The organism is Niallia sp. FSL W8-1348, from assembly GCF_038006745.1.
GTDB classification, from domain to species: domain Bacteria; phylum Bacillota; class Bacilli; order Bacillales; family Cytobacillaceae; genus Niallia; species Niallia alba.
In genome coordinates this window covers 2,229,713-2,254,386 of sequence record NZ_JBBOVV010000001.1, presented here as the reverse complement: position 1 = coordinate 2,254,386, position 24,674 = coordinate 2,229,713, and the positions used below count along the sequence as shown (strand labels likewise).

Here is a 24,674-nt window from a genome sequence, read left to right as displayed (position 1 = left end):
CATAAAAAGATGGTGGAGATGATTAAGCATGAGTCATGAAGAATTAAACTTAAATGACCAATTACTAGTTAGACGTAACAAAATGAATGAGTTACGTGAACAAGGAATAGATCCGTTTGGTAAACGTTTTGATAGAACTCATTTATCAGAAGCTCTAAAAAAACAATATGAATCTCTAGAGAAAGAAGAGCTAGAGGAAAAAAATATTGCTGTTACAATTGCTGGTAGAGTAATGACGAAAAGAGGGAAAGGGAAAGCTGGATTTGCTCATATCCAAGATCTTGAAGGACAGATCCAATTGTATGTTCGTAAAGATAATGTAGGGGAAGAGCAGTATGCTATTTTCAACTCTGTAGATTTAGGAGATATTGTCGGAGTTGAGGGTGTTTTATTTAAAACGAATGTAGGAGAACTTTCTGTTAAAGTAAAAGATTTTACTTTACTGACAAAAGCTCTTCGTCCATTACCGGATAAATTCCATGGTTTGAAAGATATTGAGCAACGTTATCGCCAACGTTACTTAGATTTAATTTCAAGTGAAGAAAGCAAGAACACTTTTATTCTTCGCAGTAAAATTATTCAATCTATGCGCCGTTATTTAGATAACCACGGCTATTTAGAAGTAGAAACACCGATGATGCACTCTATCGCAGGAGGAGCTTCGGCACGTCCATTTATTACACATCATAATGCATTAGATATGCCTTTATATATGCGTATTGCCATTGAGCTTCACTTAAAAAGATTGATTGTTGGTGGATTAGAGAAAGTATATGAAATCGGTCGTGTATTCCGTAATGAAGGCGTATCAACAAGACATAATCCAGAATTTACGATGATTGAGCTTTATGAGGCTTATGCGGATTACCGTGATATTATGAGCCTTACAGAAAATTTAGTTGCACATATTGCACAAGAAATTCACGGTTCCACTACTGTAACTTATGGAGACTACCAAGTTGATTTAAAACCAGAATGGACAAGACTTCATATGGTAGATGCTATTAAGCAATATACAGGAGTAGATTTCTGGCCAGAGATGAGCGTAGAAGAGGCAAGAAAATTAGCAAAAGAAAATAATATAGAAATTAATGATAATATGACATATGGTCATATAGTTAATGAGTTCTTTGAGCAAAGAGTTGAGGAAAAATTAATTCAGCCTACATTTATCTATGGTCACCCATTAGAAATTTCACCATTAGCAAAGAAAAATGAGGAGGATCCTCGTTTTACAGATCGATTTGAATTATTTATCGTAGGTAGAGAGCACGCGAATGCCTTTACTGAATTAAATGATCCAATTGATCAACGTGAAAGATTTGAAGCACAATTAAAAGAGCGTGAACAAGGAAATGATGAAGCGCACTTAATGGATGAAGATTTTGTAGAGGCGTTGGAATATGGAATGCCTCCAACAGGTGGATTAGGTATTGGTATTGATCGCCTAGTTATGCTGTTAACAAACTCTCCTTCTATTAGAGATGTATTATTATTCCCGTTGATGAGACATCGCTAAAAATAAGACAGGATACCTTTAAAAGTATCCTGTCTTATTTTATAAATATTGTATTGACTAGCTGTTGATTTTGAATAAGAGGTTTATAGCTGGATAATTATTTATATGCTATCTGATATCTTTAAAGAGAATAGTTACGAACTAATTAAATAGAAGCATTGGGGAAGTATATAATAAGATAAGAAAATTCAAGAATACTTAAATGGATCATAGGAAAAGAAGGATCGAATAATAAGAATATTTTTTCTTTTAAAAAGTAGTTGCACAGAGAATGAAACGGTGGTATATTAATATTCGTTGCTGAAACAAGCAATGATGAAACAAAAAAGAATTTTAAAAAAGTGTTGACTCGAACGATGACTTCTGGTAATATTAAAAAGTCGCCCGATGACGACACTGAAATTGCTCTTTGAAAACTGAACAAACAAACGTCAACAATAATCGTTTTATAACGAATGTTATAGAGTGAAAACAAGCAATACAAAAGCTAGAGTTTAGCAATGAGCTAATCAACTCTTTATTGGAGAGTTTGATCCTGGCTCAGGACGAACGCTGGCGGCGTGCCTAATACATGCAAGTCGAGCGGACTTTAAAAGCTTGCTTTTAAAGTTAGCGGCGGACGGGTGAGTAACACGTGGGCAACCTGCCTGTAAGACTGGGATAACTTCGGGAAACCGGAGCTAATACCGGATAATCCTTTTCCTCTCATGAGGAAAAGCTGAAAGACGGCATCTCGCTGTCACTTACAGATGGGCCCGCGGCGCATTAGCTAGTTGGTGAGGTAACGGCTCACCAAGGCAACGATGCGTAGCCGACCTGAGAGGGTGATCGGCCACACTGGGACTGAGACACGGCCCAGACTCCTACGGGAGGCAGCAGTAGGGAATCTTCCGCAATGGACGAAAGTCTGACGGAGCAACGCCGCGTGAGTGATGAAGGTTTTCGGATCGTAAAGCTCTGTTGTTAGGGAAGAACAAGTACAAGAGTAACTGCTTGTACCTTGACGGTACCTAACCAGAAAGCCACGGCTAACTACGTGCCAGCAGCCGCGGTAATACGTAGGTGGCAAGCGTTGTCCGGAATTATTGGGCGTAAAGCGCGCGCAGGCGGTCCTTTAAGTCTGATGTGAAAGCCCACGGCTCAACCGTGGAGGGTCATTGGAAACTGGGGGACTTGAGTGCAGAAGAGAAGAGTGGAATTCCACGTGTAGCGGTGAAATGCGTAGAGATGTGGAGGAACACCAGTGGCGAAGGCGACTCTTTGGTCTGTAACTGACGCTGAGGCGCGAAAGCGTGGGGAGCAAACAGGATTAGATACCCTGGTAGTCCACGCCGTAAACGATGAGTGCTAAGTGTTAGAGGGTTTCCGCCCTTTAGTGCTGCAGCAAACGCATTAAGCACTCCGCCTGGGGAGTACGGCCGCAAGGCTGAAACTCAAAGGAATTGACGGGGGCCCGCACAAGCGGTGGAGCATGTGGTTTAATTCGAAGCAACGCGAAGAACCTTACCAGGTCTTGACATCCTCTGACACTCCTAGAGATAGGACGTTCCCCTTCGGGGGACAGAGTGACAGGTGGTGCATGGTTGTCGTCAGCTCGTGTCGTGAGATGTTGGGTTAAGTCCCGCAACGAGCGCAACCCTTGATCTTAGTTGCCAGCATTAAGTTGGGCACTCTAAGGTGACTGCCGGTGACAAACCGGAGGAAGGTGGGGATGACGTCAAATCATCATGCCCCTTATGACCTGGGCTACACACGTGCTACAATGGATGGTACAAAGGGCAGCAAAACCGCGAGGTCGAGCAAATCCCATAAAACCATTCTCAGTTCGGATTGTAGGCTGCAACTCGCCTACATGAAGCTGGAATCGCTAGTAATCGCGGATCAGCATGCCGCGGTGAATACGTTCCCGGGCCTTGTACACACCGCCCGTCACACCACGAGAGTTTGTAACACCCGAAGTCGGTGGGGTAACCTTTTTGGAGCCAGCCGCCTAAGGTGGGATAGATGATTGGGGTGAAGTCGTAACAAGGTAGCCGTATCGGAAGGTGCGGCTGGATCACCTCCTTTCTAAGGAAAATGGAATTTACATTCCATCATAGATTGTTGACGATTTGTTGTTCAGTTTTGAGGGAGCAATTAATTCCTCAAAACAGTAAGAAGTTTGAGGGTAAAGAGAAACGAGTAGATCAAGGAAGCGCCTGAGTGAGCACCGGAGCGTACAACAGTACGTGAGGAGCAGAACGAAGAAGCTGACGAAGAGATGCGAAGTTTATCTTTAGCCGAAATTGTTCCTTGAAAACTAGATTATGAATAGTAAAAACAAGAAAGAAACCGAGTAATCGCCATCTTAGATTCTCTATGTAAATAGAAGAATTAAAAACTAAGGCTTTTAAGCCAATTAGTTAAGTTAGAAAGGGCGCACGGTGGATGCCTTGGCACTAGGAGCCGATGAAGGACGGGATTAACACCGATATGCTTTGGGGAGCTGTAAGTAAGCTTTGATCCAGAGATTTCCGAATGGGGGAACCCTCTATCCGTAATGGGATAGAATCTTTACCTGAATACATAGGGTACTGAAGGCAGACCCGGGGAACTGAAACATCTAAGTACCCGGAGGAAGAGAAAGCAAACGCGATTCCCTGAGTAGCGGCGAGCGAAACGGGATTAGCCCAAACCAAGAGGCTTGCCTCTTGGGGTTGTAGGACACTCTATATGGAGTTACAAAGGAACGGGGTAGACGAATCGATCTGGAAAGGTCAGTCGTAGAAGGTAAAAACCCTGTAGTCGAAACTTCGTTCCCTCTTGAGTGTATCCTGAGTACGGCGGGACACGAGAAATCCCGTCGGAAGCAGGGAGGACCATCTCCCAAGGCTAAATACTCCCTAGTGACCGATAGTGAACCAGTACCGTGAGGGAAAGGTGAAAAGCACCCCGGAAGGGGAGTGAAATAGATCCTGAAACCGTGTGCCTACAAGTAGTTAGAGCCCTTTTATGGGTGATAGCGTGCCTTTTGTAGAATGAACCGGCGAGTTACGATTACATGCGAGGTTAAGTTGAAGAGACGGAGCCGCAGCGAAAGCGAGTCTGAATAGGGCGAAATAGTATGTGGTTGTAGACCCGAAACCAGGTGATCTACCCATGTCCAGGGTGAAGTCCAGGTAACACTGGATGGAGGCCCGAACCCACGCACGTTGAAAAGTGCGGGGATGAGGTGTGGGTAGCGGAGAAATTCCAATCGAACTTGGAGATAGCTGGTTCTCTCCGAAATAGCTTTAGGGCTAGCCTCAAGATTGAGAGTATTGGAGGTAGAGCACTGTTTGGACTAGGGGCCCCCATCGGGTTACCGAATTCAGACAAACTCCGAATGCCAAATACTTATTCTTGGGAGTCAGACTACGAGTGATAAGATCCGTGGTCAAGAGGGAAACAGCCCAGACCACCAGCTAAGGTCCCAAAGTATACGTTAAGTGGAAAAGGATGTGGAGTTGCTTAGACAACCAGGATGTTGGCTTAGAAGCAGCCACCATTTAAAGAGTGCGTAATAGCTCACTGGTCGAGTGACTCTGCGCCGAAAATGTACCGGGGCTAAACGTATCACCGAAGCTGTGGATTGACATCTATGATGTCAGTGGTAGGAGAGCGTTCTAAGGGCGTTGAAGCTAGACCGTAAGGACTGGTGGAGCGCTTAGAAGTGAGAATGCCGGTATGAGTAGCGAAAGATGAGTGAGAATCTCATCCACCGAATGCCTAAGGTTTCCTGAGGAAGGCTCGTCCGCTCAGGGTTAGTCGGGACCTAAGCCGAGGCTGAAAAGCGTAGGCGATGGACAACAGGTTGATATTCCTGTACCACCTTTAAATCATTTGAGCAATGGGGGGACGCAGGAGGATAGGGTAAGCGTGCTGTTGGATTAGCACGTCCAAGCAGTTAGGCCGGTAATGAGGCAAATCCCATTACCATGTCAGCTGAGCTGTGACGGCGAGGGAAATATAGTACCGAAGTTCCTGATTCCACACTGCCAAGAAAAGCCTCTAGCGAGATTTATGGTGCCCGTACCGCAAACCGACACAGGTAGGCGAGGAGAGAATCCTAAGGTGAGCGAGAGAACTCTCGTTAAGGAACTCGGCAAAATGACCCCGTAACTTCGGGAGAAGGGGTGCTCTTTTGGGTGTTAAAGCCCGAGAGAGCCGCAGTGAATAGGCCCAGGCGACTGTTTAGCAAAAACACAGGTCTCTGCGAAGCCGCAAGGCGAAGTATAGGGGCTGACACCTGCCCGGTGCTGGAAGGTTAAGAGGAGGGGTTAGTCGTAAGACGAAGCTCTGAATTGAAGCCCCAGTAAACGGCGGCCGTAACTATAACGGTCCTAAGGTAGCGAAATTCCTTGTCGGGTAAGTTCCGACCCGCACGAAAGGTGTAACGATCTGGGCACTGTCTCAACGAGAGACTCGGTGAAATTATAGTACCTGTGAAGATGCAGGTTACCCGCGACAGGACGGAAAGACCCCGTGGAGCTTTACTGCAGCCTGATATTGAATTTTGGTACAGCTTGTACAGGATAGGTAGGAGCCTTGGAAGCCGGAGCGCCAGCTTCGGTGGAGGCATTGGTGGGATACTACCCTGGCTGTATTGACATTCTAACCCGCACCCCTGATCGGGGTGGGAGACAGTGTCAGGTGGGCAGTTTGACTGGGGCGGTCGCCTCCTAAAAAGTAACGGAGGCGCCCAAAGGTTCCCTCAGAATGGTTGGAAATCATTCGTAGAGTGTAAAGGCACAAGGGAGCTTGACTGCGAGACCTACAAGTCGAGCAGGGACGAAAGTCGGGCTTAGTGATCCGGTGGTTCCGCATGGAAGGGCCATCGCTCAACGGATAAAAGCTACCCCGGGGATAACAGGCTTATCTCCCCCAAGAGTCCACATCGACGGGGAGGTTTGGCACCTCGATGTCGGCTCATCGCATCCTGGGGCTGTAGTCGGTCCCAAGGGTTGGGCTGTTCGCCCATTAAAGCGGTACGCGAGCTGGGTTCAGAACGTCGTGAGACAGTTCGGTCCCTATCCGTCGTGGGCGTAGGAAATTTGAGAGGAGCTGTCCTTAGTACGAGAGGACCGGGATGGACGCACCGCTGGTGTACCAGTTGTCTTGCCAAAGGCATCGCTGGGTAGCTATGTGCGGAAGGGATAAGTGCTGAAAGCATCTAAGCATGAAGCCCCCCTCAAGATGAGATTTCCCATAGCGTAAGCTAGTAAGATCCCTGAAAGATGATCAGGTTGATAGGTCAGAGATGGAAGCGTGGCGACATGTGGAGTTGACTGATACTAATAGATCGAGGACTTAACTAAAATGAAAAGCGGAAACGCCTGTTTATCGACGTAGAAACTGGAGGAGCATCGACTGAGATAAAGGAAACACGATGAACGTAAGTGAATCGATGTTGACTTATCGTAGGGAGATGATCGGAAGTTTGATAGGCGATAGGCGTTGGAGCTGGACAAAATGATTACTCATTTCTTTCTTTTTACTTCATAATCTAGTTTTGAGGGAATAACCTCAAAATAAAATAGTCTGGTGGCGATAGCGAGAAGGTCACACCCGTTCCCATACCGAACACGGAAGTTAAGCTTCTCAGCGCCGATGGTAGTTGGGGGTTCTCCCCCTGTGAGAGTAGGACGTCGCCAGGCGATTATATTATAATGGAGGATTAGCTCAGCTGGGAGAGCATCTGCCTTACAAGCAGAGGGTCGGCGGTTCGATCCCGTCATCCTCCACCATTTTTATTGGACAAACTTTTATATGCCGGTTTAGCTCAATTGGTAGAGCAACTGACTTGTAATCAGTAGGTTGGGGGTTCAAGTCCTCTAGCCGGCACCATTTGTGAGCCATTAGCTCAGTCGGTAGAGCATCTGACTTTTAATCAGAGGGTCGGAGGTTCGAATCCTCCATGGCTCATCTTATTTTTGTCTGCGGGTGTGGCGGAATTGGCAGACGCACTAGACTTAGGATCTAGCGCCGCAAGGCGTGGGGGTTCGACTCCCTTCACCCGCACCAATTATAATTAAATATATGCGGAAGTAGTTCAGTGGTAGAACACCACCTTGCCAAGGTGGGGGTCGCGGGTTCGAATCCCGTCTTCCGCTCCATGAAAAACAATGCCGGGGTGGCGGAACTGGCAGACGCACAGGACTTAAAATCCTGCGGTAGGTGACTACCGTACCGGTTCGATTCCGGTCCTCGGCACCATTGTTTTTAAATATAAAGCGCCCGTAGCTCAATTGGATAGAGCGTCTGACTACGGATCAGAAGGTTATGGGTTCGACTCCTTTCGGGCGCGCCATTATATTTCGGGAAGTAGCTCAGCTTGGTAGAGCACTTGGTTTGGGACCAAGGGGTCGCAGGTTCGAATCCTGTCTTCCCGACCATTATCAATTATACGGGGCCTTAGCTCAGCTGGGAGAGCGCCTGCCTTGCACGCAGGAGGTCAGCGGTTCGATCCCGCTAGGCTCCACCAAAAAATATATTGACAGTATGTTTAATAACTGTTATTATATAAAGGTTGCTTCTAATAGCAACAAACAAATTGCTCTTTGAAAACTGAACAAACAAACGTCAACAATAATCGTTTTATAACGAATGTTATAGAGTGAAAACAAGTAATACAAAAGCTAGAGTTTAGCAATGAGCTAATCAACTCTTTATTGGAGAGTTTGATCCTGGCTCAGGACGAACGCTGGCGGCGTGCCTAATACATGCAAGTCGAGCGGACTTTAAAAGCTTGCTTTTAAAGTTAGCGGCGGACGGGTGAGTAACACGTGGGCAACCTGCCTGTAAGACTGGGATAACTTCGGGAAACCGGAGCTAATACCGGATAATCCTTTTCCTCTCATGAGGAAAAGCTGAAAGACGGCATCTCGCTGTCACTTACAGATGGGCCCGCGGCGCATTAGCTAGTTGGTGAGGTAACGGCTCACCAAGGCAACGATGCGTAGCCGACCTGAGAGGGTGATCGGCCACACTGGGACTGAGACACGGCCCAGACTCCTACGGGAGGCAGCAGTAGGGAATCTTCCGCAATGGACGAAAGTCTGACGGAGCAACGCCGCGTGAGTGATGAAGGTTTTCGGATCGTAAAGCTCTGTTGTTAGGGAAGAACAAGTACAAGAGTAACTGCTTGTACCTTGACGGTACCTAACCAGAAAGCCACGGCTAACTACGTGCCAGCAGCCGCGGTAATACGTAGGTGGCAAGCGTTGTCCGGAATTATTGGGCGTAAAGCGCGCGCAGGCGGTCCTTTAAGTCTGATGTGAAAGCCCACGGCTCAACCGTGGAGGGTCATTGGAAACTGGGGGACTTGAGTGCAGAAGAGAAGAGTGGAATTCCACGTGTAGCGGTGAAATGCGTAGAGATGTGGAGGAACACCAGTGGCGAAGGCGACTCTTTGGTCTGTAACTGACGCTGAGGCGCGAAAGCGTGGGGAGCAAACAGGATTAGATACCCTGGTAGTCCACGCCGTAAACGATGAGTGCTAAGTGTTAGAGGGTTTCCGCCCTTTAGTGCTGCAGCAAACGCATTAAGCACTCCGCCTGGGGAGTACGGCCGCAAGGCTGAAACTCAAAGGAATTGACGGGGGCCCGCACAAGCGGTGGAGCATGTGGTTTAATTCGAAGCAACGCGAAGAACCTTACCAGGTCTTGACATCCTCTGACACTCCTAGAGATAGGACGTTCCCCTTCGGGGGACAGAGTGACAGGTGGTGCATGGTTGTCGTCAGCTCGTGTCGTGAGATGTTGGGTTAAGTCCCGCAACGAGCGCAACCCTTGATCTTAGTTGCCAGCATTAAGTTGGGCACTCTAAGGTGACTGCCGGTGACAAACCGGAGGAAGGTGGGGATGACGTCAAATCATCATGCCCCTTATGACCTGGGCTACACACGTGCTACAATGGATGGTACAAAGGGCAGCAAAACCGCGAGGTCGAGCAAATCCCATAAAACCATTCTCAGTTCGGATTGTAGGCTGCAACTCGCCTACATGAAGCTGGAATCGCTAGTAATCGCGGATCAGCATGCCGCGGTGAATACGTTCCCGGGCCTTGTACACACCGCCCGTCACACCACGAGAGTTTGTAACACCCGAAGTCGGTGGGGTAACCTTTTGGAGCCAGCCGCCTAAGGTGGGATAGATGATTGGGGTGAAGTCGTAACAAGGTAGCCGTATCGGAAGGTGCGGCTGGATCACCTCCTTTCTAAGGAAAATGGAATTTACATTCCATCATAGATTGTTGACGATTTGTTGTTCAGTTTTGAGGGAGCAATTAATTCCTCAAAACAGTAAGAAGTTTGAGGGTAAAGAGAAACGAGTAGATCAAGGAAGCGCCTGAGTAAGCACCGGAGCGTACGACAGTACGTGAGGAGCAGAGCAAAGAAGCTGACGAAGAGATGCGAAGTTTATCTTTAGCCGAAATTGTTCCTTGAAAACTAGATTATGAATAGTAAAAACAAGAAAGAAACCGAGTAATCGCCATCTTAGATTCTCTATGTAAATAGAAGAATTAAAAACTAAGGCTTTTAAGCCAATTAGTTAAGTTAGAAAGGGCGCACGGTGGATGCCTTGGCACTAGGAGCCGATGAAGGACGGGATTAACACCGATATGCTTTGGGGAGCTGTAAGTAAGCTTTGATCCAGAGATTTCCGAATGGGGGAACCCTCTATCCGTAATGGGATAGAATCTTTACCTGAATACATAGGGTACTGAAGGCAGACCCGGGGAACTGAAACATCTAAGTACCCGGAGGAAGAGAAAGCAAACGCGATTCCCTGAGTAGCGGCGAGCGAAACGGGATTAGCCCAAACCAAGAGGCTTGCCTCTTGGGGTTGTAGGACACTCTATATGGAGTTACAAAGGAACGGGGTAGACGAATCGATCTGGAAAGGTCAGTCGTAGAAGGTAAAAACCCTGTAGTCGAAACTTCGTTCCCTCTTGAGTGTATCCTGAGTACGGCGGGACACGAGAAATCCCGTCGGAAGCAGGGAGGACCATCTCCCAAGGCTAAATACTCCCTAGTGACCGATAGTGAACCAGTACCGTGAGGGAAAGGTGAAAAGCACCCCGGAAGGGGAGTGAAATAGATCCTGAAACCGTGTGCCTACAAGTAGTTAGAGCCCTTTTATGGGTGATAGCGTGCCTTTTGTAGAATGAACCGGCGAGTTACGATTACATGCGAGGTTAAGTTGAAGAGACGGAGCCGCAGCGAAAGCGAGTCTGAATAGGGCGAAATAGTATGTGGTTGTAGACCCGAAACCAGGTGATCTACCCATGTCCAGGGTGAAGTCCAGGTAACACTGGATGGAGGCCCGAACCCACGCACGTTGAAAAGTGCGGGGATGAGGTGTGGGTAGCGGAGAAATTCCAATCGAACTTGGAGATAGCTGGTTCTCTCCGAAATAGCTTTAGGGCTAGCCTCAAGATTGAGAGTATTGGAGGTAGAGCACTGTTTGGACTAGGGGCCCCCATCGGGTTACCGAATTCAGACAAACTCCGAATGCCAAATACTTATTCTTGGGAGTCAGACTACGAGTGATAAGATCCGTGGTCAAGAGGGAAACAGCCCAGACCACCAGCTAAGGTCCCAAAGTATACGTTAAGTGGAAAAGGATGTGGAGTTGCTTAGACAACCAGGATGTTGGCTTAGAAGCAGCCACCATTTAAAGAGTGCGTAATAGCTCACTGGTCGAGTGACTCTGCGCCGAAAATGTACCGGGGCTAAACGTATCACCGAAGCTGTGGATTGACATCTATGATGTCAGTGGTAGGAGAGCGTTCTAAGGGCGTTGAAGCTAGACCGTAAGGACTGGTGGAGCGCTTAGAAGTGAGAATGCCGGTATGAGTAGCGAAAGATGAGTGAGAATCTCATCCACCGAATGCCTAAGGTTTCCTGAGGAAGGCTCGTCCGCTCAGGGTTAGTCGGGACCTAAGCCGAGGCTGAAAAGCGTAGGCGATGGACAACAGGTTGATATTCCTGTACCACCTTTAAATCATTTGAGCAATGGGGGGACGCAGGAGGATAGGGTAAGCGTGCTGTTGGATTAGCACGTCCAAGCAGTTAGGCCGGTAATGAGGCAAATCCCATTACCATGTCAGCTGAGCTGTGACGGCGAGGGAAATATAGTACCGAAGTTCCTGATTCCACACTGCCAAGAAAAGCCTCTAGCGAGATTTATGGTGCCCGTACCGCAAACCGACACAGGTAGGCGAGGAGAGAATCCTAAGGTGAGCGAGAGAACTCTCGTTAAGGAACTCGGCAAAATGACCCCGTAACTTCGGGAGAAGGGGTGCTCTTTTGGGTGTTAAAGCCCGAGAGAGCCGCAGTGAATAGGCCCAGGCGACTGTTTAGCAAAAACACAGGTCTCTGCGAAGCCGCAAGGCGAAGTATAGGGGCTGACACCTGCCCGGTGCTGGAAGGTTAAGAGGAGGGGTTAGTCGTAAGACGAAGCTCTGAATTGAAGCCCCAGTAAACGGCGGCCGTAACTATAACGGTCCTAAGGTAGCGAAATTCCTTGTCGGGTAAGTTCCGACCCGCACGAAAGGTGTAACGATCTGGGCACTGTCTCAACGAGAGACTCGGTGAAATTATAGTACCTGTGAAGATGCAGGTTACCCGCGACAGGACGGAAAGACCCCGTGGAGCTTTACTGCAGCCTGATATTGAATTTTGGTACAGCTTGTACAGGATAGGTAGGAGCCTTGGAAGCCGGAGCGCCAGCTTCGGTGGAGGCATTGGTGGGATACTACCCTGGCTGTATTGACATTCTAACCCGCACCCCTGATCGGGGTGGGAGACAGTGTCAGGTGGGCAGTTTGACTGGGGCGGTCGCCTCCTAAAAAGTAACGGAGGCGCCCAAAGGTTCCCTCAGAATGGTTGGAAATCATTCGTAGAGTGTAAAGGCACAAGGGAGCTTGACTGCGAGACCTACAAGTCGAGCAGGGACGAAAGTCGGGCTTAGTGATCCGGTGGTTCCGCATGGAAGGGCCATCGCTCAACGGATAAAAGCTACCCCGGGGATAACAGGCTTATCTCCCCCAAGAGTCCACATCGACGGGGAGGTTTGGCACCTCGATGTCGGCTCATCGCATCCTGGGGCTGTAGTCGGTCCCAAGGGTTGGGCTGTTCGCCCATTAAAGCGGTACGCGAGCTGGGTTCAGAACGTCGTGAGACAGTTCGGTCCCTATCCGTCGTGGGCGTAGGAAATTTGAGAGGAGCTGTCCTTAGTACGAGAGGACCGGGATGGACGCACCGCTGGTGTACCAGTTGTCTTGCCAAAGGCATCGCTGGGTAGCTATGTGCGGAAGGGATAAGTGCTGAAAGCATCTAAGCATGAAGCCCCCCTCAAGATGAGATTTCCCATAGCGTAAGCTAGTAAGATCCCTGAAAGATGATCAGGTTGATAGGTCAGAGATGGAAGCGTGGCGACATGTGGAGTTGACTGATACTAATAGATCGAGGACTTAACTAAAATGAAAAGCGGAAACGCCTGTTTATCGACGTAGAAACTAGAGGAGCATCGACTGAGATAAAGGAAACACGATGAACGTAAGTGAATCGATGTTGACTTATCGTAGGGAGATGATCGGAAGTTTGATAGGCGATAGGCGTTGGAGCTGGACAAAATGATTACTCATTTCTTTCTTTTTACTTCATAATCTAGTTTTGAGGGAATAACCTCAAAATAAAATAGTCTGGTGGCGATAGCGAGAAGGTCACACCCGTTCCCATACCGAACACGGAAGTTAAGCTTCTCAGCGCCGATGGTAGTTGGGGGTTCTCCCCCTGTGAGAGTAGGACGTCGCCAGGCTGCCAAAAGGTTCTAAAGGCTTATTGCTTTTAGGGCTTTTTTTTATGTTTTTTTACTGTTATTTTTTCTCCATGGATAATAACTTCATTCAATACTTCCCCATCTGATATAAGCCGGCGTTTTTTAATTGGCTGTTTTCTAAAAGATTGTTGTTTTTTCAATCAGAGAAAAAAATTAGTTGGAAATGTTCCGGCTGTGGGTAATAGCAACAAACTTTACGAAAACAGCTTTTTAATTAAACTATACCTAAATGCAGAATTGCTAAACAATCAAACTTGAAAATTGTGATAAATCAGACTATAGTTAATATAATCTTTATACAACCACCTCTTCTTTCATGAAAGAATGACTATAACAGGTTTGGAATAGCTAAAAAATGGGAAAATTAATAAAACGTCTTCCTTGCTAAATATTATTTTTATCGTGTATAATTATAGTCAAATATAGTCAAAGTCAGAAGGGGGAGGCTTGGTGAGAAATATTTCGGATATAATTGAGAATTACTTAAAAGAAGTATTAGAAATGAGCGAAAAATCATTAGTGGAAATCAAGCGAAGTGAAATCGCCGATAAATTCGAATGTGTACCATCACAAATTAACTATGTAATAAATACCCGTTTTACTATAGAAAAAGGGTATGTAGTCGAAAGTAAACGTGGTGGTGGCGGTTTTATTCGAATTATGAAAGTTCAAACGTATGATCATGCCCATTTAATTGACCAATTACTATCCCTTATTCAAAGTCGGATACCTCAAAATAGTGCAGAAAATTTAATTCTTCGATTAGTAGAAGAAGATGTTATTAATAAGAGAGAAGCAAAAATTATGTTAAGTGTAATCGATCGCTCTGTATTATATTTAGAATTACCATATAGAGATGAATTAAGAGCAAGATTATTAAAGGCGATGTTAACGTCATTAAAATATAAATAATATCCCTTTGATTAAATTGAGGTGAGAACTATGATGTGTACGGAATGTAATCAAAGACCAGCTACTTTACATTTTTCAAAAAATATTAATGGGAAAGTAACAGAGTTTCATCTCTGTGAGCATTGTGCAAAGGAAAATGGCGATATATTTATGATTAATGGTTCATCTGGTTTGTCTTTGAATAATTTATTAGCTGGGTTATTAAATATAGAGCCAAGTTTTCAACACATCACAGAAGATACTTATAAGAGACAAAAACCTTTACAGTGTAAAGATTGTCAAATGACATTTTCTCAATTCAGGAAAATAGGTAAATTAGGATGTCCTCATTGTTACGATACATTTAAGGAACAACTGTTACCGTTTATTAAACGACTCCACGGGGGGAATATTGAACACAAAGGAAAAATCCCGGAGCGCATTGGTGGTCATTTTCTTATCAAAAAGGAAATTGAGCAGTTGCGATTGGAGTTGAAGGAACTAATTAATAACGAAGAATTTGAAAAAGCAGCAGTCATTCGAGATGAAATAAAAAGTAAAGAAAAACAGTTAACTTCTTTTATCGAGGGAGGGGAGTAACGTGTCTTTAGAAAAATTTATAAGTAAAGCACGAACTTCATGGATGTGTTCTGATGGACCAGACTCTGAAATCGTTCTTACCTCTCGAATTCGATTAGCAAGGAATATACAGGATGTGAAATTTCCTCTTTTATTTTCGAAAGAAGAAGCTGAGAATGTGATCCAGCAAGTAGAACATGCAATAGTTAAGGAATCAAATGATCAGATGGAACTGCTTGAAATGAGTGACTTAAATGAATTGGAAAAAAGAGTTCTTGTAGAGAAACATCTAATCAGTCCTCAACTTGCTGAACAATCTCCTTATGGAGCAGCAATATTATCAGAAGATGAAGAAGTAAGCATCATGGTTAATGAAGAGGACCATATTCGCATTCAATGTATCAAGCCTGGTCTTCAAATAGTAGAGGCCTTTAAAGAGGCTAATAGGATTGATGATTTATTAGAAAAAAAGATTAATTATGCTTACCATGTAGAAACGGGATATTTGACAAGTTGTCCGACTAATATCGGAACAGGTCTTAGAGCTTCTGTTATGATGCATTTACCAGGAATGGTATTAACGCAACAGATGAATCGGATTATCCCAGCTATTCAACAGCTTGGCTTAGTAGTTAGAGGCATTTATGGGGAAGGTAGCGAGGCTCTCGGAAATATTTTTCAGATTTCTAACCAAATAACTTTGGGTAGATCCGAAAAAGACATAATTGAGGAATTAAAAAGTGTTGTTACTCAATTAATTGATCAAGAAAAAGAATCGAGAAATGCATTAGCCAAAACCTCTAACATACAATTAGAAGATAGAGTCTTCCGTTCCTACGGAATATTAAGTAATAGTCGTATTATGGAAACAAAGGAAGCGGCAAAATGTCTGTCTGATGTTCGATTAGGTATTGATATGGGATATATAAAAAATATATCCAAAAGTATCCTTAATGAATTAATGATTCTTACTCAGCCAGGGTTTTTACAACTATATGCTGGGGAACAAATGAATCCCAATGATCGCGATATACGTCGTGCATCCTTAATAAGAGAAAGATTAAAATTGGAAACAGAATAGAGATTCTAAGGAGGATGAAAGTATGATGTTTGGTCGATTTACAGAAAGAGCGCAGAAGGTATTAGCACTTTCCCAGGAAGAAGCAATTCGTTTAGGACACAATAATATTGGTACAGAGCATATTTTACTTGGGTTAGTTCGTGAAGGAGAAGGAATAGCAGCGAAAGCTCTATCAGCGCTTGGATTAGGAGCTGAAAAAATTCAAGAGGAAGTAGAAAATTTGATTGGTCGTGGTCAAGATGCTGCCCAAACTATTCATTATACGCCAAGAGCTAAAAAAGTGATCGAACTGTCAATGGACGAAGCAAGAAAATTAGGTCATTCTTATGTTGGTACAGAACATATTCTTTTAGGCTTAATTAGAGAAGGAGAAGGGGTAGCAGCCAGAGTATTAAATAATCTAGGTGTAAGTCTAAATAAAGCACGACAACAAGTACTTCAGTTACTTGGAAGTAGTGAATCTGGAAATCACCCAGGTGGCTCAGCTGCTAGTGCGAATACACCAACACTTGATAGCTTAGCTCGTGATTTAACAGCTATCGCAAGAGAGGGTAGTCTAGATCCAGTTATCGGAAGAAGCAAGGAAATCCAGCGTGTTATTGAAGTATTAAGTAGACGTACTAAAAATAACCCAGTGTTAATAGGGGAACCTGGTGTAGGTAAAACAGCTATTGCTGAAGGCCTAGCACAACAAATTGTTCAAAATGAAGTTCCTGAAATCTTAAGAGATAAACGGGTAATGACATTGGATATGGGTACAGTGGTTGCTGGAACGAAGTATCGTGGTGAATTCGAAGATCGTCTGAAGAAAGTAATGGATGAAATTCGCCAAGCGGGGAATATTATTCTGTTCATCGATGAGTTGCATACTTTAATTGGTGCAGGTGGTGCAGAAGGAGCTATTGATGCTTCCAATATACTGAAGCCGTCTTTAGCTCGAGGAGAGCTTCAATGTATTGGTGCCACTACATTAGATGAATATCGTAAATACATTGAAAAAGATGCTGCTTTAGAAAGAAGATTTCAACCTATTACAGTAGATGAACCAACTAGTGAAGAATCAATCCAAATTTTAAAAGGATTAAGAGATCGATATGAGGCTCATCATCGCGTTTCTATTACAGATGAAGCAATTGATGCAGCTGTTAAATTGTCTGATCGTTATATTTCTGATCGTTTCTTACCGGATAAAGCAATTGATTTAATTGATGAGGCTGGTTCGAAGGTTCGATTAAGATCATATACTACTCCACCAAATTTAAAAGAGTTAGAAGTGAAGTTAGAGGAAGTACGCAAAGAGAAGGACGCATCTGTTCAAAGTCAAGAATTTGAAAAGGCTGCTTCTTTACGAGATACAGAACAAAGATTAAGAGAACAATTAGAAGAAACAAAGAAAAATTGGAAAGAAAAACAAGGCCAAGAGAATACAGAAGTGACAGTGGAAGATATTGCAAGTGTTGTTTCAAGTTGGACTGGGATTCCTGTATCTAAGCTTGCGCAAACAGAAACAGATAAGTTGTTAAATATGGAAAATATTCTTCATAACCGAGTTATTGGCCAGGAAGAAGCTGTTATCGCTATTTCCAAGGCAGTAAGACGTGCAAGAGCTGGGTTAAAAGATCCAAAAAGACCAATTGGCTCCTTTATTTTCCTTGGTCCTACTGGAGTAGGGAAAACTGAACTTGCTCGTGCCCTTGCTGAGTCTATGTTTGGGGATGAAGATGCTATGATTCGTATCGATATGTCTGAATACATGGAGAAGCATTCTACTTCAAGATTAGTAGGATCCCCTCCAGGATATGTTGGATATGAAGAAGGCGGACAATTGACAGAGAAAGTAAGAAGAAAGCCATATTCTGTAGTGCTTTTAGATGAAATTGAAAAAGCTCATCCAGATGTGTTTAATATCTTACTTCAAGTGCTTGAAGATGGTCGCTTAACAGATTCTAAAGGACGTACAGTTGATTTCCGAAATACAGTTTTAATTATGACTTCCAATGTAGGTGCTTCAGCGTTAAAGCAAAATAAATATGTTGGTTTTAACGTTCAAGATGGAGATCAAGACTATAAAGATATGAAGGGCAAAGTAATGGAAGAGCTAAAAAGAGCATTCCGTCCAGAATTCTTAAACCGTATAGATGAAACAATTGTCTTCCATGCCTTAGAGAAGAAGCATTTAAAAGAAATTGTTACGTTAATGGCAGATCAGTTAGTTAAGCGCCTAACTGAACAGGATATTCAGTTGACTATTACAGAAGCAGCGAAAGAAAAAATTGCAGAAGAAGGATATGATCCGGAGTATGGGGCAAGACCACTACGTCGTGCGATCCAAAAGCATGTAGAGGATCGATTATCAGAAGAACTTCTAAAAGGAACGGTATTAACTGGTCAACAAATTGAATTGGATGTAGAAAATGGTGAGTTTACTGTTAAGGTAAATGGTGAAGAGCCGGCAGTAAATCTACAAAAATAACGCTAACAACATTTAAATAAGTGACACACGTATTACAGCTTTACGTGTGTCATTTCTTTATTTAATGTAAAATAGGAAAAAACTAATCCTCTACTTAATCATGACGATCAGATTAGGATACATATGCTACGATGGGGAAAGTTAGAGAATGAAGGGAAAGGAGGATGAATATGGCTAAAAGAAAAACCAAGTTTCTTTGCCAGGAATGCGGATATGAATCTGCAAAATGGATGGGGAAATGTCCTGGTTGTGGAAACTGGAATACGATGGTGGAAGAAGTAGAAAAAAGCACTGTTCAAAGAAAAGGAGCATTTGCGCACTCAGCTACCAGTACTATTGCAGCAAAACCTATTCCTATAACTAGCATTGAAACAGTCAATGAGCCAAGAATATATACGGACTTAATGGAATTAAACCGTGTTCTTGGGGGAGGAGTGGTTCGTGGTTCGCTAGTATTAATAGGTGGAGATCCAGGAATAGGGAAGTCAACGCTTCTTTTACAAGTATCTTCCCAATTGGCACAAAAAAAACACTCTGTGCTATATGTGTCTGGAGAGGAGTCTCAAAAACAAACAAAATTAAGAGCAGATCGTTTAGGCGTAGTTTCCGACCATTTGCTCGTTTATTCAGAAACAAATCTAGAGGATATAAGCAGAACTATTGAAAATACGAATGTAGAGTTTGTTGTGATTGACTCGATTCAAACAATCTACCATCCAGAGGTTACATCTGCACCAGGAAGTGTCTCTCAAGTTAGAGAATGTACAGCAGAATTAATGAGAATCGGAAAAACAAAAGGAATAGCAATCTTTATTGTAGGACATGTAACAAAGGAAGGTTCGATTGCAGGACCGAGATTGCTTGAACATATGGTTGATACTGTATTGTATTTTGAAGGAGAAAGACATCATACATATCGTATTTTACGTGCTGTAAAGAATCGCTTTGGCTCAACTAATGAGATGGGAATTTTTGAAATGAAAGAAGTTGGTCTTGAAGAAGTAGAGAATCCATCTGAGATTTTTCTTGAGGAACGTTCACAAGGTGCTGCTGGTTCTACGGTGGTAGCCTCAATGGAAGGAACGAGACCTGTTCTTGTTGAAATACAAGCATTGATTTCACCGACTAGCTTCGGAAATCCACGAAGGATGGCAACTGGGATAGATCATAATAGAGTCCCGTTGTTAATGGCTGTATTGGAAAAAAGAGTAGGAATGTTATTGCAGAATCAAGATGCATATTTAAAAGTAGCTGGCGGTGTAAAGTTAGATGAGCCCGCTATTGATTTAGCAATCGCAGTTAGCATTGCCTCAAGCTTCCGAGATAAACCGACAAGAGCAACTGATTGTATTATAGGGGAAGTAGGATTAACTGGAGAAGTTAGAAGAGTTTCTCGAATAGAACAAAGGGTACAAGAGGCTGCAAAATTAGGTTTCGAGCGTGTTATTATCCCATCAAATAATTTAAGCGGTTTAAAGGCTCCAAAAGGTTTAGAAGTTGTCGGAGTACATACAGTAGCAGAAGCTTTAACAGCTGCTTTAGGCCATTAATTTCAAAAAAAATACATTGATGTGAATTTTCAGTTGTGTTAAAATGGAATATTTATTTATTTGACAGGCATTTGTTTTTAATGCTAATCTAGTTTTATCAAATAAAATAGGTATTTATCTCTTTGTCTGTGTTATATTTCCATTTTTGCCAGGGTTTTTGTATTTTTAAGTATCTTGCCATTATAAAATTATTACTTTTGATAGGGGTATGCAGGCATTTTATTTCCCGCGCAATGTGAGAGATTCTATCTATTAACACTAGTATTTGACATAGTCATCATATCTATAAAAATAACTTTTTCATTACAAATTAAAATTTCCTGTAATATTAGGTTTCAAAACTGGGAATTTGTTTATAATGTGAAAGAGGAGGTGGAAGTATTGTTAAAACGCATTGTTCAAGTTTGTTTTTTAATTATTGGAGGAACAATCGGATTTTTATTTATTCCTGATTTATTCTCAGTAATGTCTATCGATCATGATCTTATTAATAACGCATATGTGTCAGCAATACTTGGTGCCATTATTTTTTATCTTATTACTTTTTGGGCGATTGATTATATTGTTAACTTTATTAAGTTTTTAGAAGAATCAATTGTAAAGGCTCCAATTACGGATATAATCTTTGGTAGTCTTGGAATCGGATTTGGATTAACGTTAGCCTTTTTAGTAGGGTATGCTTTGACGTCGGTCCCTGTGCTTAATACTGTCGCTCCAATCCTTTTATCATTACTTTTTGGATATTTAGGCTTTCAAGTTGGGTTTAAAAAGAGAGATGAATTATTAACACTCTTCACAGCTAGAAAGAAAAAAGTAGTGGAAGAGGAACCCGTAAAAGTTGAGAAAAGTAATTTAAAAATATTGGATACTAGTGTTATTATTGATGGAAGAATAGCTGATATTTGTCAAACGGGTTTCCTAGAGGGCACAATTGTTATTCCGCAATTTGTTCTTGGAGAACTTCAGCATATAGCAGATTCATCCGATGCGCTAAAACGTAATCGTGGAAGAAGAGGTTTAGATATCCTTAATCGAATACAAAAGGAATTAGCAATTAAAGTGGAAATTTACGAAGGTGATTTTGAAGATATCGCAGAAGTAGATAGTAAACTAGTCAAATTAGCTAAATTAACAAACGGCGTTGTTGTAACGAATGATTTTAACTTAAACAAAGTATGTGAACTGCAGAAGGTTGCTGTTCTTAATATTAATGATTTAGCCAATGCTGTAAAACCGGTTGTTCTTCCAGGAGAAGAGATGAAGATACAAATTATAAAAGATGGAAAAGAGCACAATCAAGGCGTTGCATATCTAGATGACGGAACAATGATTGTAGTAGAAGAAGGACGCAATTATATTGGAAAACATATAGATGTTCTAGTAACGAGTGTTTTGCAGACATCTGCAGGGCGAATGATTTTTGCTAAACCAAAATTATTAGAAAAAGCATTGTAAGAATAGGGGTTAGTTACATGACTTATGAAGTCATTATTCCGGCAGCAGGACAAGGGAGACGAATGGGACTAGGGAAAAACAAACTGTTTCTTGAGTTAGACCGTTTACCAGTATTTATTCATACCTTAACTGTCTTTGAAAATGATCCGAACTGTAATGGAATATGGTTGGTAGTTAGTTCAGACGATAAAAAAATAATGGATGAACTAGTAAAGAAATATAGCATTACAAAAGTTACTGCGCTAATTGAGGGTGGTGCAGAGAGACAGCATAGTGTTTACCATGCAGTAAAGGAAATACCGGATGATACAATTGTTCTTGTTCATGATGCGGCGAGACCTTTTATACAAACAGAGCAAATTGCTAGATTAACAAAGGTTGCAAAGGAAAGTGGCGCAGCTGTTTTAGCAGTACCGATTAAAGACACCGTCAAAAAAGTGAATGGTGAATTGGTAGTGGAAACAGTTGAGCGTTCAAGCTTGTGGGCGATTCAGACCCCACAAGCTTTTCGCATTTCCATTTTAAAGGAAGCGCATGAAAGAGCTGTTGTAGATACATATATAGGAACAGATGATGCTAGTTTGGTGGAAAGATTAGGACAAGCTGTGCAAATTGTAGAAGGAAACTATGACAATATTAAATTAACGACACCAGAGGATTTATACTTTGCTGAGGCGATAGTGGCGAAGCGAAAAAAAGCAAGTAATGTACCGTTATAGTCAGGACTTTTGGAATAAATTTAGATTTTGTAAATAAAAGAATGGAGGAATTAAGATGTTTCGAATTGGTCAAGGATTTGATGTTCACCAATTAGTAAGCGGAAGACCACTTATTATTGGAGGGATAGAAATTCCATACGAAAAAGGGCTATTAGGACACTCTGATGCTGATGTCTTGTTACATACGATTGCAGACGCTTGTTTAGGGGCGATTGGAGAAGGAGACATTGGAAAACACTTTCCAGATACAGATGAAGCATTTAAAGATGCTGATTCGGCAAAGCTATTGCAGCATGTATGGCAAATAGTGAAGGAAAAAGGCTACAAATTAGTGAATGCTGATTGTACCATCATGGCTCAGCTGCCTAAAATGGCCCCCCATATTCAAGCGATGCAAGCAAGAATTGCGGATTTACTTGAAACAGAGAAAGAGAATGTAAATGTCAAAGCGACAACTACAGAAAAATTAGGGTTTACAGGAAGAGGAGAAGGTATTGCCTCGCAAGCGGTAGTATTGCTCCAAAAAAGAAATGTGTAAATGATAGGTATTATAAAGGTGAACACCTTTTAAAGAAAAAAACAAAGTGATAGAATAGATGAGAAAAAGCGTAATTTATCAAGGAGGCACAACCATGTCTAACGAAATTCGTGTTCGTTATGCTCCAAGTCCAACAGGGCATTTGCATATAGGGAATGCACGTACAGCATTATTTAATTATTTATTTGCACGCAGTAAAGGCGGAAAGTTTATCATCCGCATTGAAGATACGGATAAAAAAAGAAATATCGAAGGCGGAGAAGAAAGCCAGTTAAAATATTTGAAGTGGCTTGGAATGGACTGGGATGAAAGTACGGATATTGGTGGAGAATACGGTCCGTATCGCCAGTCTGAAAGAAATGATATTTATAAAAAGTACTATACAGAGATGCTAGACAAGGATCTTGCTTATAAGTGTTATTGTACGGAAGAAGAAATTGAAGCAGAAAGAGAAGAGCAAGTAAGTAGAGGAGAAACACCTAAGTATTCTGGAAAATGTCGTCATTTAACAAAGGAACAACAAGAAAAATTAGAAGCAGAAGGAAGACAACCTAGTATTCGAATTCGTGTTCCGGAAAATATCGTTTATGAGTTTAATGATATGGTAAAAGGGGACGTTTCCTTTGAGTCAGAAACAATTGGCGATTATGTCATTGTTAAAAAGGATGGTACTCCAACATACAATTTTGCGGTTGCAATCGATGATCATTTAATGGACATTACCCACGTTCTACGTGGAGATGACCATATTACCAATACACCAAAACAATTAATGATCTATGATGCATTTGGTTGGGAAAGACCAATATTTGGCCATATGACTTTGATTGTCAATGAAAGTAGAAAGAAATTAAGTAAGCGTGATGAATCGATTATTCAATTTATCGAGCAATATGAAGAGTTAGGCTATTTACCTGAAGCTTTATTTAATTTCATTGCTCTATTAGGATGGTCACCAGAAGGAGAAGAGGAATTATTCTCTATCGAAGAATTTATCCGTATTTTTGATCCAGCGAGATTATCTAAATCTCCTGCACTATTTGATCAAAATAAATTGGCATGGATGAATAATCAATATATTAAGAAGGCAGATTTAGAAACGGTTGTTCGTCTAGCTGTTCCCCACTTAGAAAAAGCCGGTTTAGTGAGTGAAAATCGTTCGGCTGAAGAAGCGGCATGGGTAAATAATCTGGTTGGTCTATATCAAGAGCAAATGAGCTGTGGAGCAGATATTGTAAACTTATCTACTTTATTCTTTAGTGATGAAATCCATTATGATGGAGAAGCAGAAGAAGTTTTAGCTGGTGAGCAGGTTCCTAGTGTAGTACAAGCGTTTAAAGATGCCTTATCTGAAATGCCGGAATGGAGTGCAGATCAGATAAAGGCTTCTATTAAAGCGGTTCAAAAGGCTACAGGTCAAAAAGGGAAAAACTTATTTATGCCAATTCGTGTGGCTACAACTGGACAAACCCATGGACCAGATTTACCAAAAGCAATTGAGCTTTTAGGAAAAGAAAAAATTGAAGCAAGATTAACAGCATTAATTAGTTAACATTTTCGGTGAAATGTAATATAGTAGTAGGAAAGCTATATCGAAAAAAACGAAGAAGAGGAAAAGTAAAAAAAGAGAAGCTTATTAGAGAGAATCATCACCCGGCTGAAAGTGATTCAAGCAACCTCCTTTTTGAAGTGCGCCTCAGAGTCCTGTATCGAAAAGAATGGTTTATTAGTAGATAGAGGCGGAACCTATCCGTTAACAGGGATGAGTGGAGATTATTGCGAAGAGCAATGATCTAAACAGAGTGGAACCGCGCCGGAAAAAGCGTCTCTGTCTTTTAGACAGAGGCGCTTTTTTATATAGGGAAAACAAATGCATTTTTAAGTGCTGGGCAAGATTAGAAAAGCTAATTCTTAGGAATTAAGAAGCTTTTCTTGTGTATAAAGATATAGAGATGTTTATAGGGGAAAAAGATAAAGGGAATCATAACTTTTTAAAAGAGTAATG

At 42.5% G+C, this 24,674-nt stretch carries 10 protein-coding genes, 9 tRNA genes, 6 rRNA genes and 1 other annotated feature; all 25 genes read left to right on the top strand.

Going from position 1 to position 24,674, the window contains the following annotated elements:
• Positions 1-28: 28 nt before the first annotated feature.
• The 25 genes from lysS (at position 29) to gltX (ending at position 24,221) form a co-directional block, all read left to right on the top strand.
• The gene (lysS, locus tag NST60_RS10800; RefSeq protein ID WP_169187592.1) at positions 29-1,519 is read left to right on the top strand and encodes a lysine--tRNA ligase; all 1,491 of its coding nucleotides are present in this window, start codon (positions 29-31) and stop codon (positions 1,517-1,519) included.
• 517 nt (positions 1,520-2,036) lie between these two features.
• A 16S ribosomal RNA gene (locus NST60_RS10795) occupies positions 2,037-3,586 on the top strand.
• Between the two features lie 333 nt (positions 3,587-3,919).
• A 23S ribosomal RNA gene (locus NST60_RS10790) occupies positions 3,920-6,855 on the top strand.
• 222 nt (positions 6,856-7,077) lie between these two features.
• Positions 7,078-7,194, top strand: a 5S ribosomal RNA gene (gene rrf, locus NST60_RS10785).
• Positions 7,195-7,208: 14 nt separating this feature from the next.
• Positions 7,209-7,284 (top strand) — tRNA-Val (locus NST60_RS10780).
• Positions 7,285-7,308: 24 nt separating this feature from the next.
• Positions 7,309-7,384, top strand: a tRNA-Thr gene (locus NST60_RS10775).
• Between the two features lie 5 nt (positions 7,385-7,389).
• Positions 7,390-7,462, top strand: a tRNA-Lys gene (locus tag NST60_RS10770).
• Between the two features lie 14 nt (positions 7,463-7,476).
• A tRNA-Leu gene (locus NST60_RS10765) sits at positions 7,477-7,561 on the top strand.
• Between the two features lie 17 nt (positions 7,562-7,578).
• Positions 7,579-7,653: transfer RNA gene (locus NST60_RS10760), tRNA-Gly, on the top strand.
• An 11-nt stretch (positions 7,654-7,664) separates the two neighbouring features.
• Positions 7,665-7,753, top strand: a tRNA-Leu gene (locus NST60_RS10755).
• A gap of 17 nt (positions 7,754-7,770) precedes the next feature.
• Positions 7,771-7,847, top strand: a tRNA-Arg gene (locus NST60_RS10750).
• An 8-nt stretch (positions 7,848-7,855) separates the two neighbouring features.
• Positions 7,856-7,932: transfer RNA gene (locus NST60_RS10745), tRNA-Pro, on the top strand.
• Positions 7,933-7,945: 13 nt separating this feature from the next.
• Positions 7,946-8,021, top strand: a tRNA-Ala gene (locus tag NST60_RS10740).
• Between the two features lie 184 nt (positions 8,022-8,205).
• Positions 8,206-9,754: ribosomal RNA gene (locus NST60_RS10735) — 16S ribosomal RNA — on the top strand.
• Positions 9,755-10,087: 333 nt separating this feature from the next.
• Positions 10,088-13,023: ribosomal RNA gene (locus tag NST60_RS10730) — 23S ribosomal RNA — on the top strand.
• A gap of 222 nt (positions 13,024-13,245) precedes the next feature.
• Positions 13,246-13,362 (top strand): 5S ribosomal RNA (gene rrf / locus NST60_RS10725).
• The 16S, 23S and 5S rRNA genes sit together here with 9 tRNA genes alongside, the layout of an rRNA operon.
• 471 nt (positions 13,363-13,833) lie before the next feature.
• A complete protein-coding gene (locus tag NST60_RS10720; RefSeq protein WP_016204528.1) occupies positions 13,834-14,295 on the top strand; it encodes a CtsR family transcriptional regulator in 462 nt (153 codons plus the stop codon).
• A gap of 30 nt (positions 14,296-14,325) precedes the next feature.
• Complete coding sequence (locus NST60_RS10715; RefSeq protein WP_040344102.1) at positions 14,326-14,874, top strand: UvrB/UvrC motif-containing protein; 549 nt, start codon at positions 14,326-14,328, stop codon at positions 14,872-14,874.
• A 1-nt stretch (position 14,875) separates the two neighbouring features.
• On the top strand, positions 14,876-15,934 hold the full coding sequence (locus NST60_RS10710) for a protein arginine kinase (RefSeq protein WP_169187593.1): 1,059 nt from the start codon (positions 14,876-14,878) through the stop codon (positions 15,932-15,934).
• Positions 15,935-15,956: 22 nt separating this feature from the next.
• On the top strand, positions 15,957-18,407 hold the full coding sequence (gene clpC / locus NST60_RS10705; RefSeq protein ID WP_016204530.1) for an ATP-dependent protease ATP-binding subunit ClpC: 2,451 nt from the start codon (positions 15,957-15,959) through the stop codon (positions 18,405-18,407).
• Positions 18,408-18,577: 170 nt separating this feature from the next.
• Entirely contained in the window at positions 18,578-19,957 is a 1,380-nt protein-coding gene (gene radA / locus NST60_RS10700; protein WP_016204531.1) for a DNA repair protein RadA, read from the top strand.
• Between the two features lie 381 nt (positions 19,958-20,338).
• The gene (locus NST60_RS10695; RefSeq protein ID WP_016204532.1) at positions 20,339-21,412 is read left to right on the top strand and encodes a PIN/TRAM domain-containing protein; all 1,074 of its coding nucleotides are present in this window, start codon (positions 20,339-20,341) and stop codon (positions 21,410-21,412) included.
• A 17-nt stretch (positions 21,413-21,429) separates the two neighbouring features.
• Positions 21,430-22,131 carry a 2-C-methyl-D-erythritol 4-phosphate cytidylyltransferase gene (gene ispD / locus NST60_RS10690; RefSeq protein ID WP_169187594.1) on the top strand — a complete coding sequence of 234 codons (702 nt, stop codon included), beginning with the start codon at positions 21,430-21,432 and terminating at the stop codon, positions 22,129-22,131.
• 55 nt (positions 22,132-22,186) lie between these two features.
• Positions 22,187-22,669: a 2-C-methyl-D-erythritol 2,4-cyclodiphosphate synthase gene (gene ispF, locus NST60_RS10685; RefSeq protein ID WP_016204534.1), complete on the top strand. Its 483-nt coding sequence runs from the start codon at positions 22,187-22,189 to the stop codon at positions 22,667-22,669.
• Between the two features lie 94 nt (positions 22,670-22,763).
• Positions 22,764-24,221 carry a glutamate--tRNA ligase gene (gene gltX, locus NST60_RS10680; RefSeq protein WP_169187595.1) on the top strand — a complete coding sequence of 486 codons (1,458 nt, stop codon included), beginning with the start codon at positions 22,764-22,766 and terminating at the stop codon, positions 24,219-24,221.
• A 43-nt stretch (positions 24,222-24,264) separates the two neighbouring features.
• Positions 24,265-24,502, top strand: a binding site (T-box leader).
• The last annotated feature ends 172 nt before the right edge of the window (positions 24,503-24,674 follow it).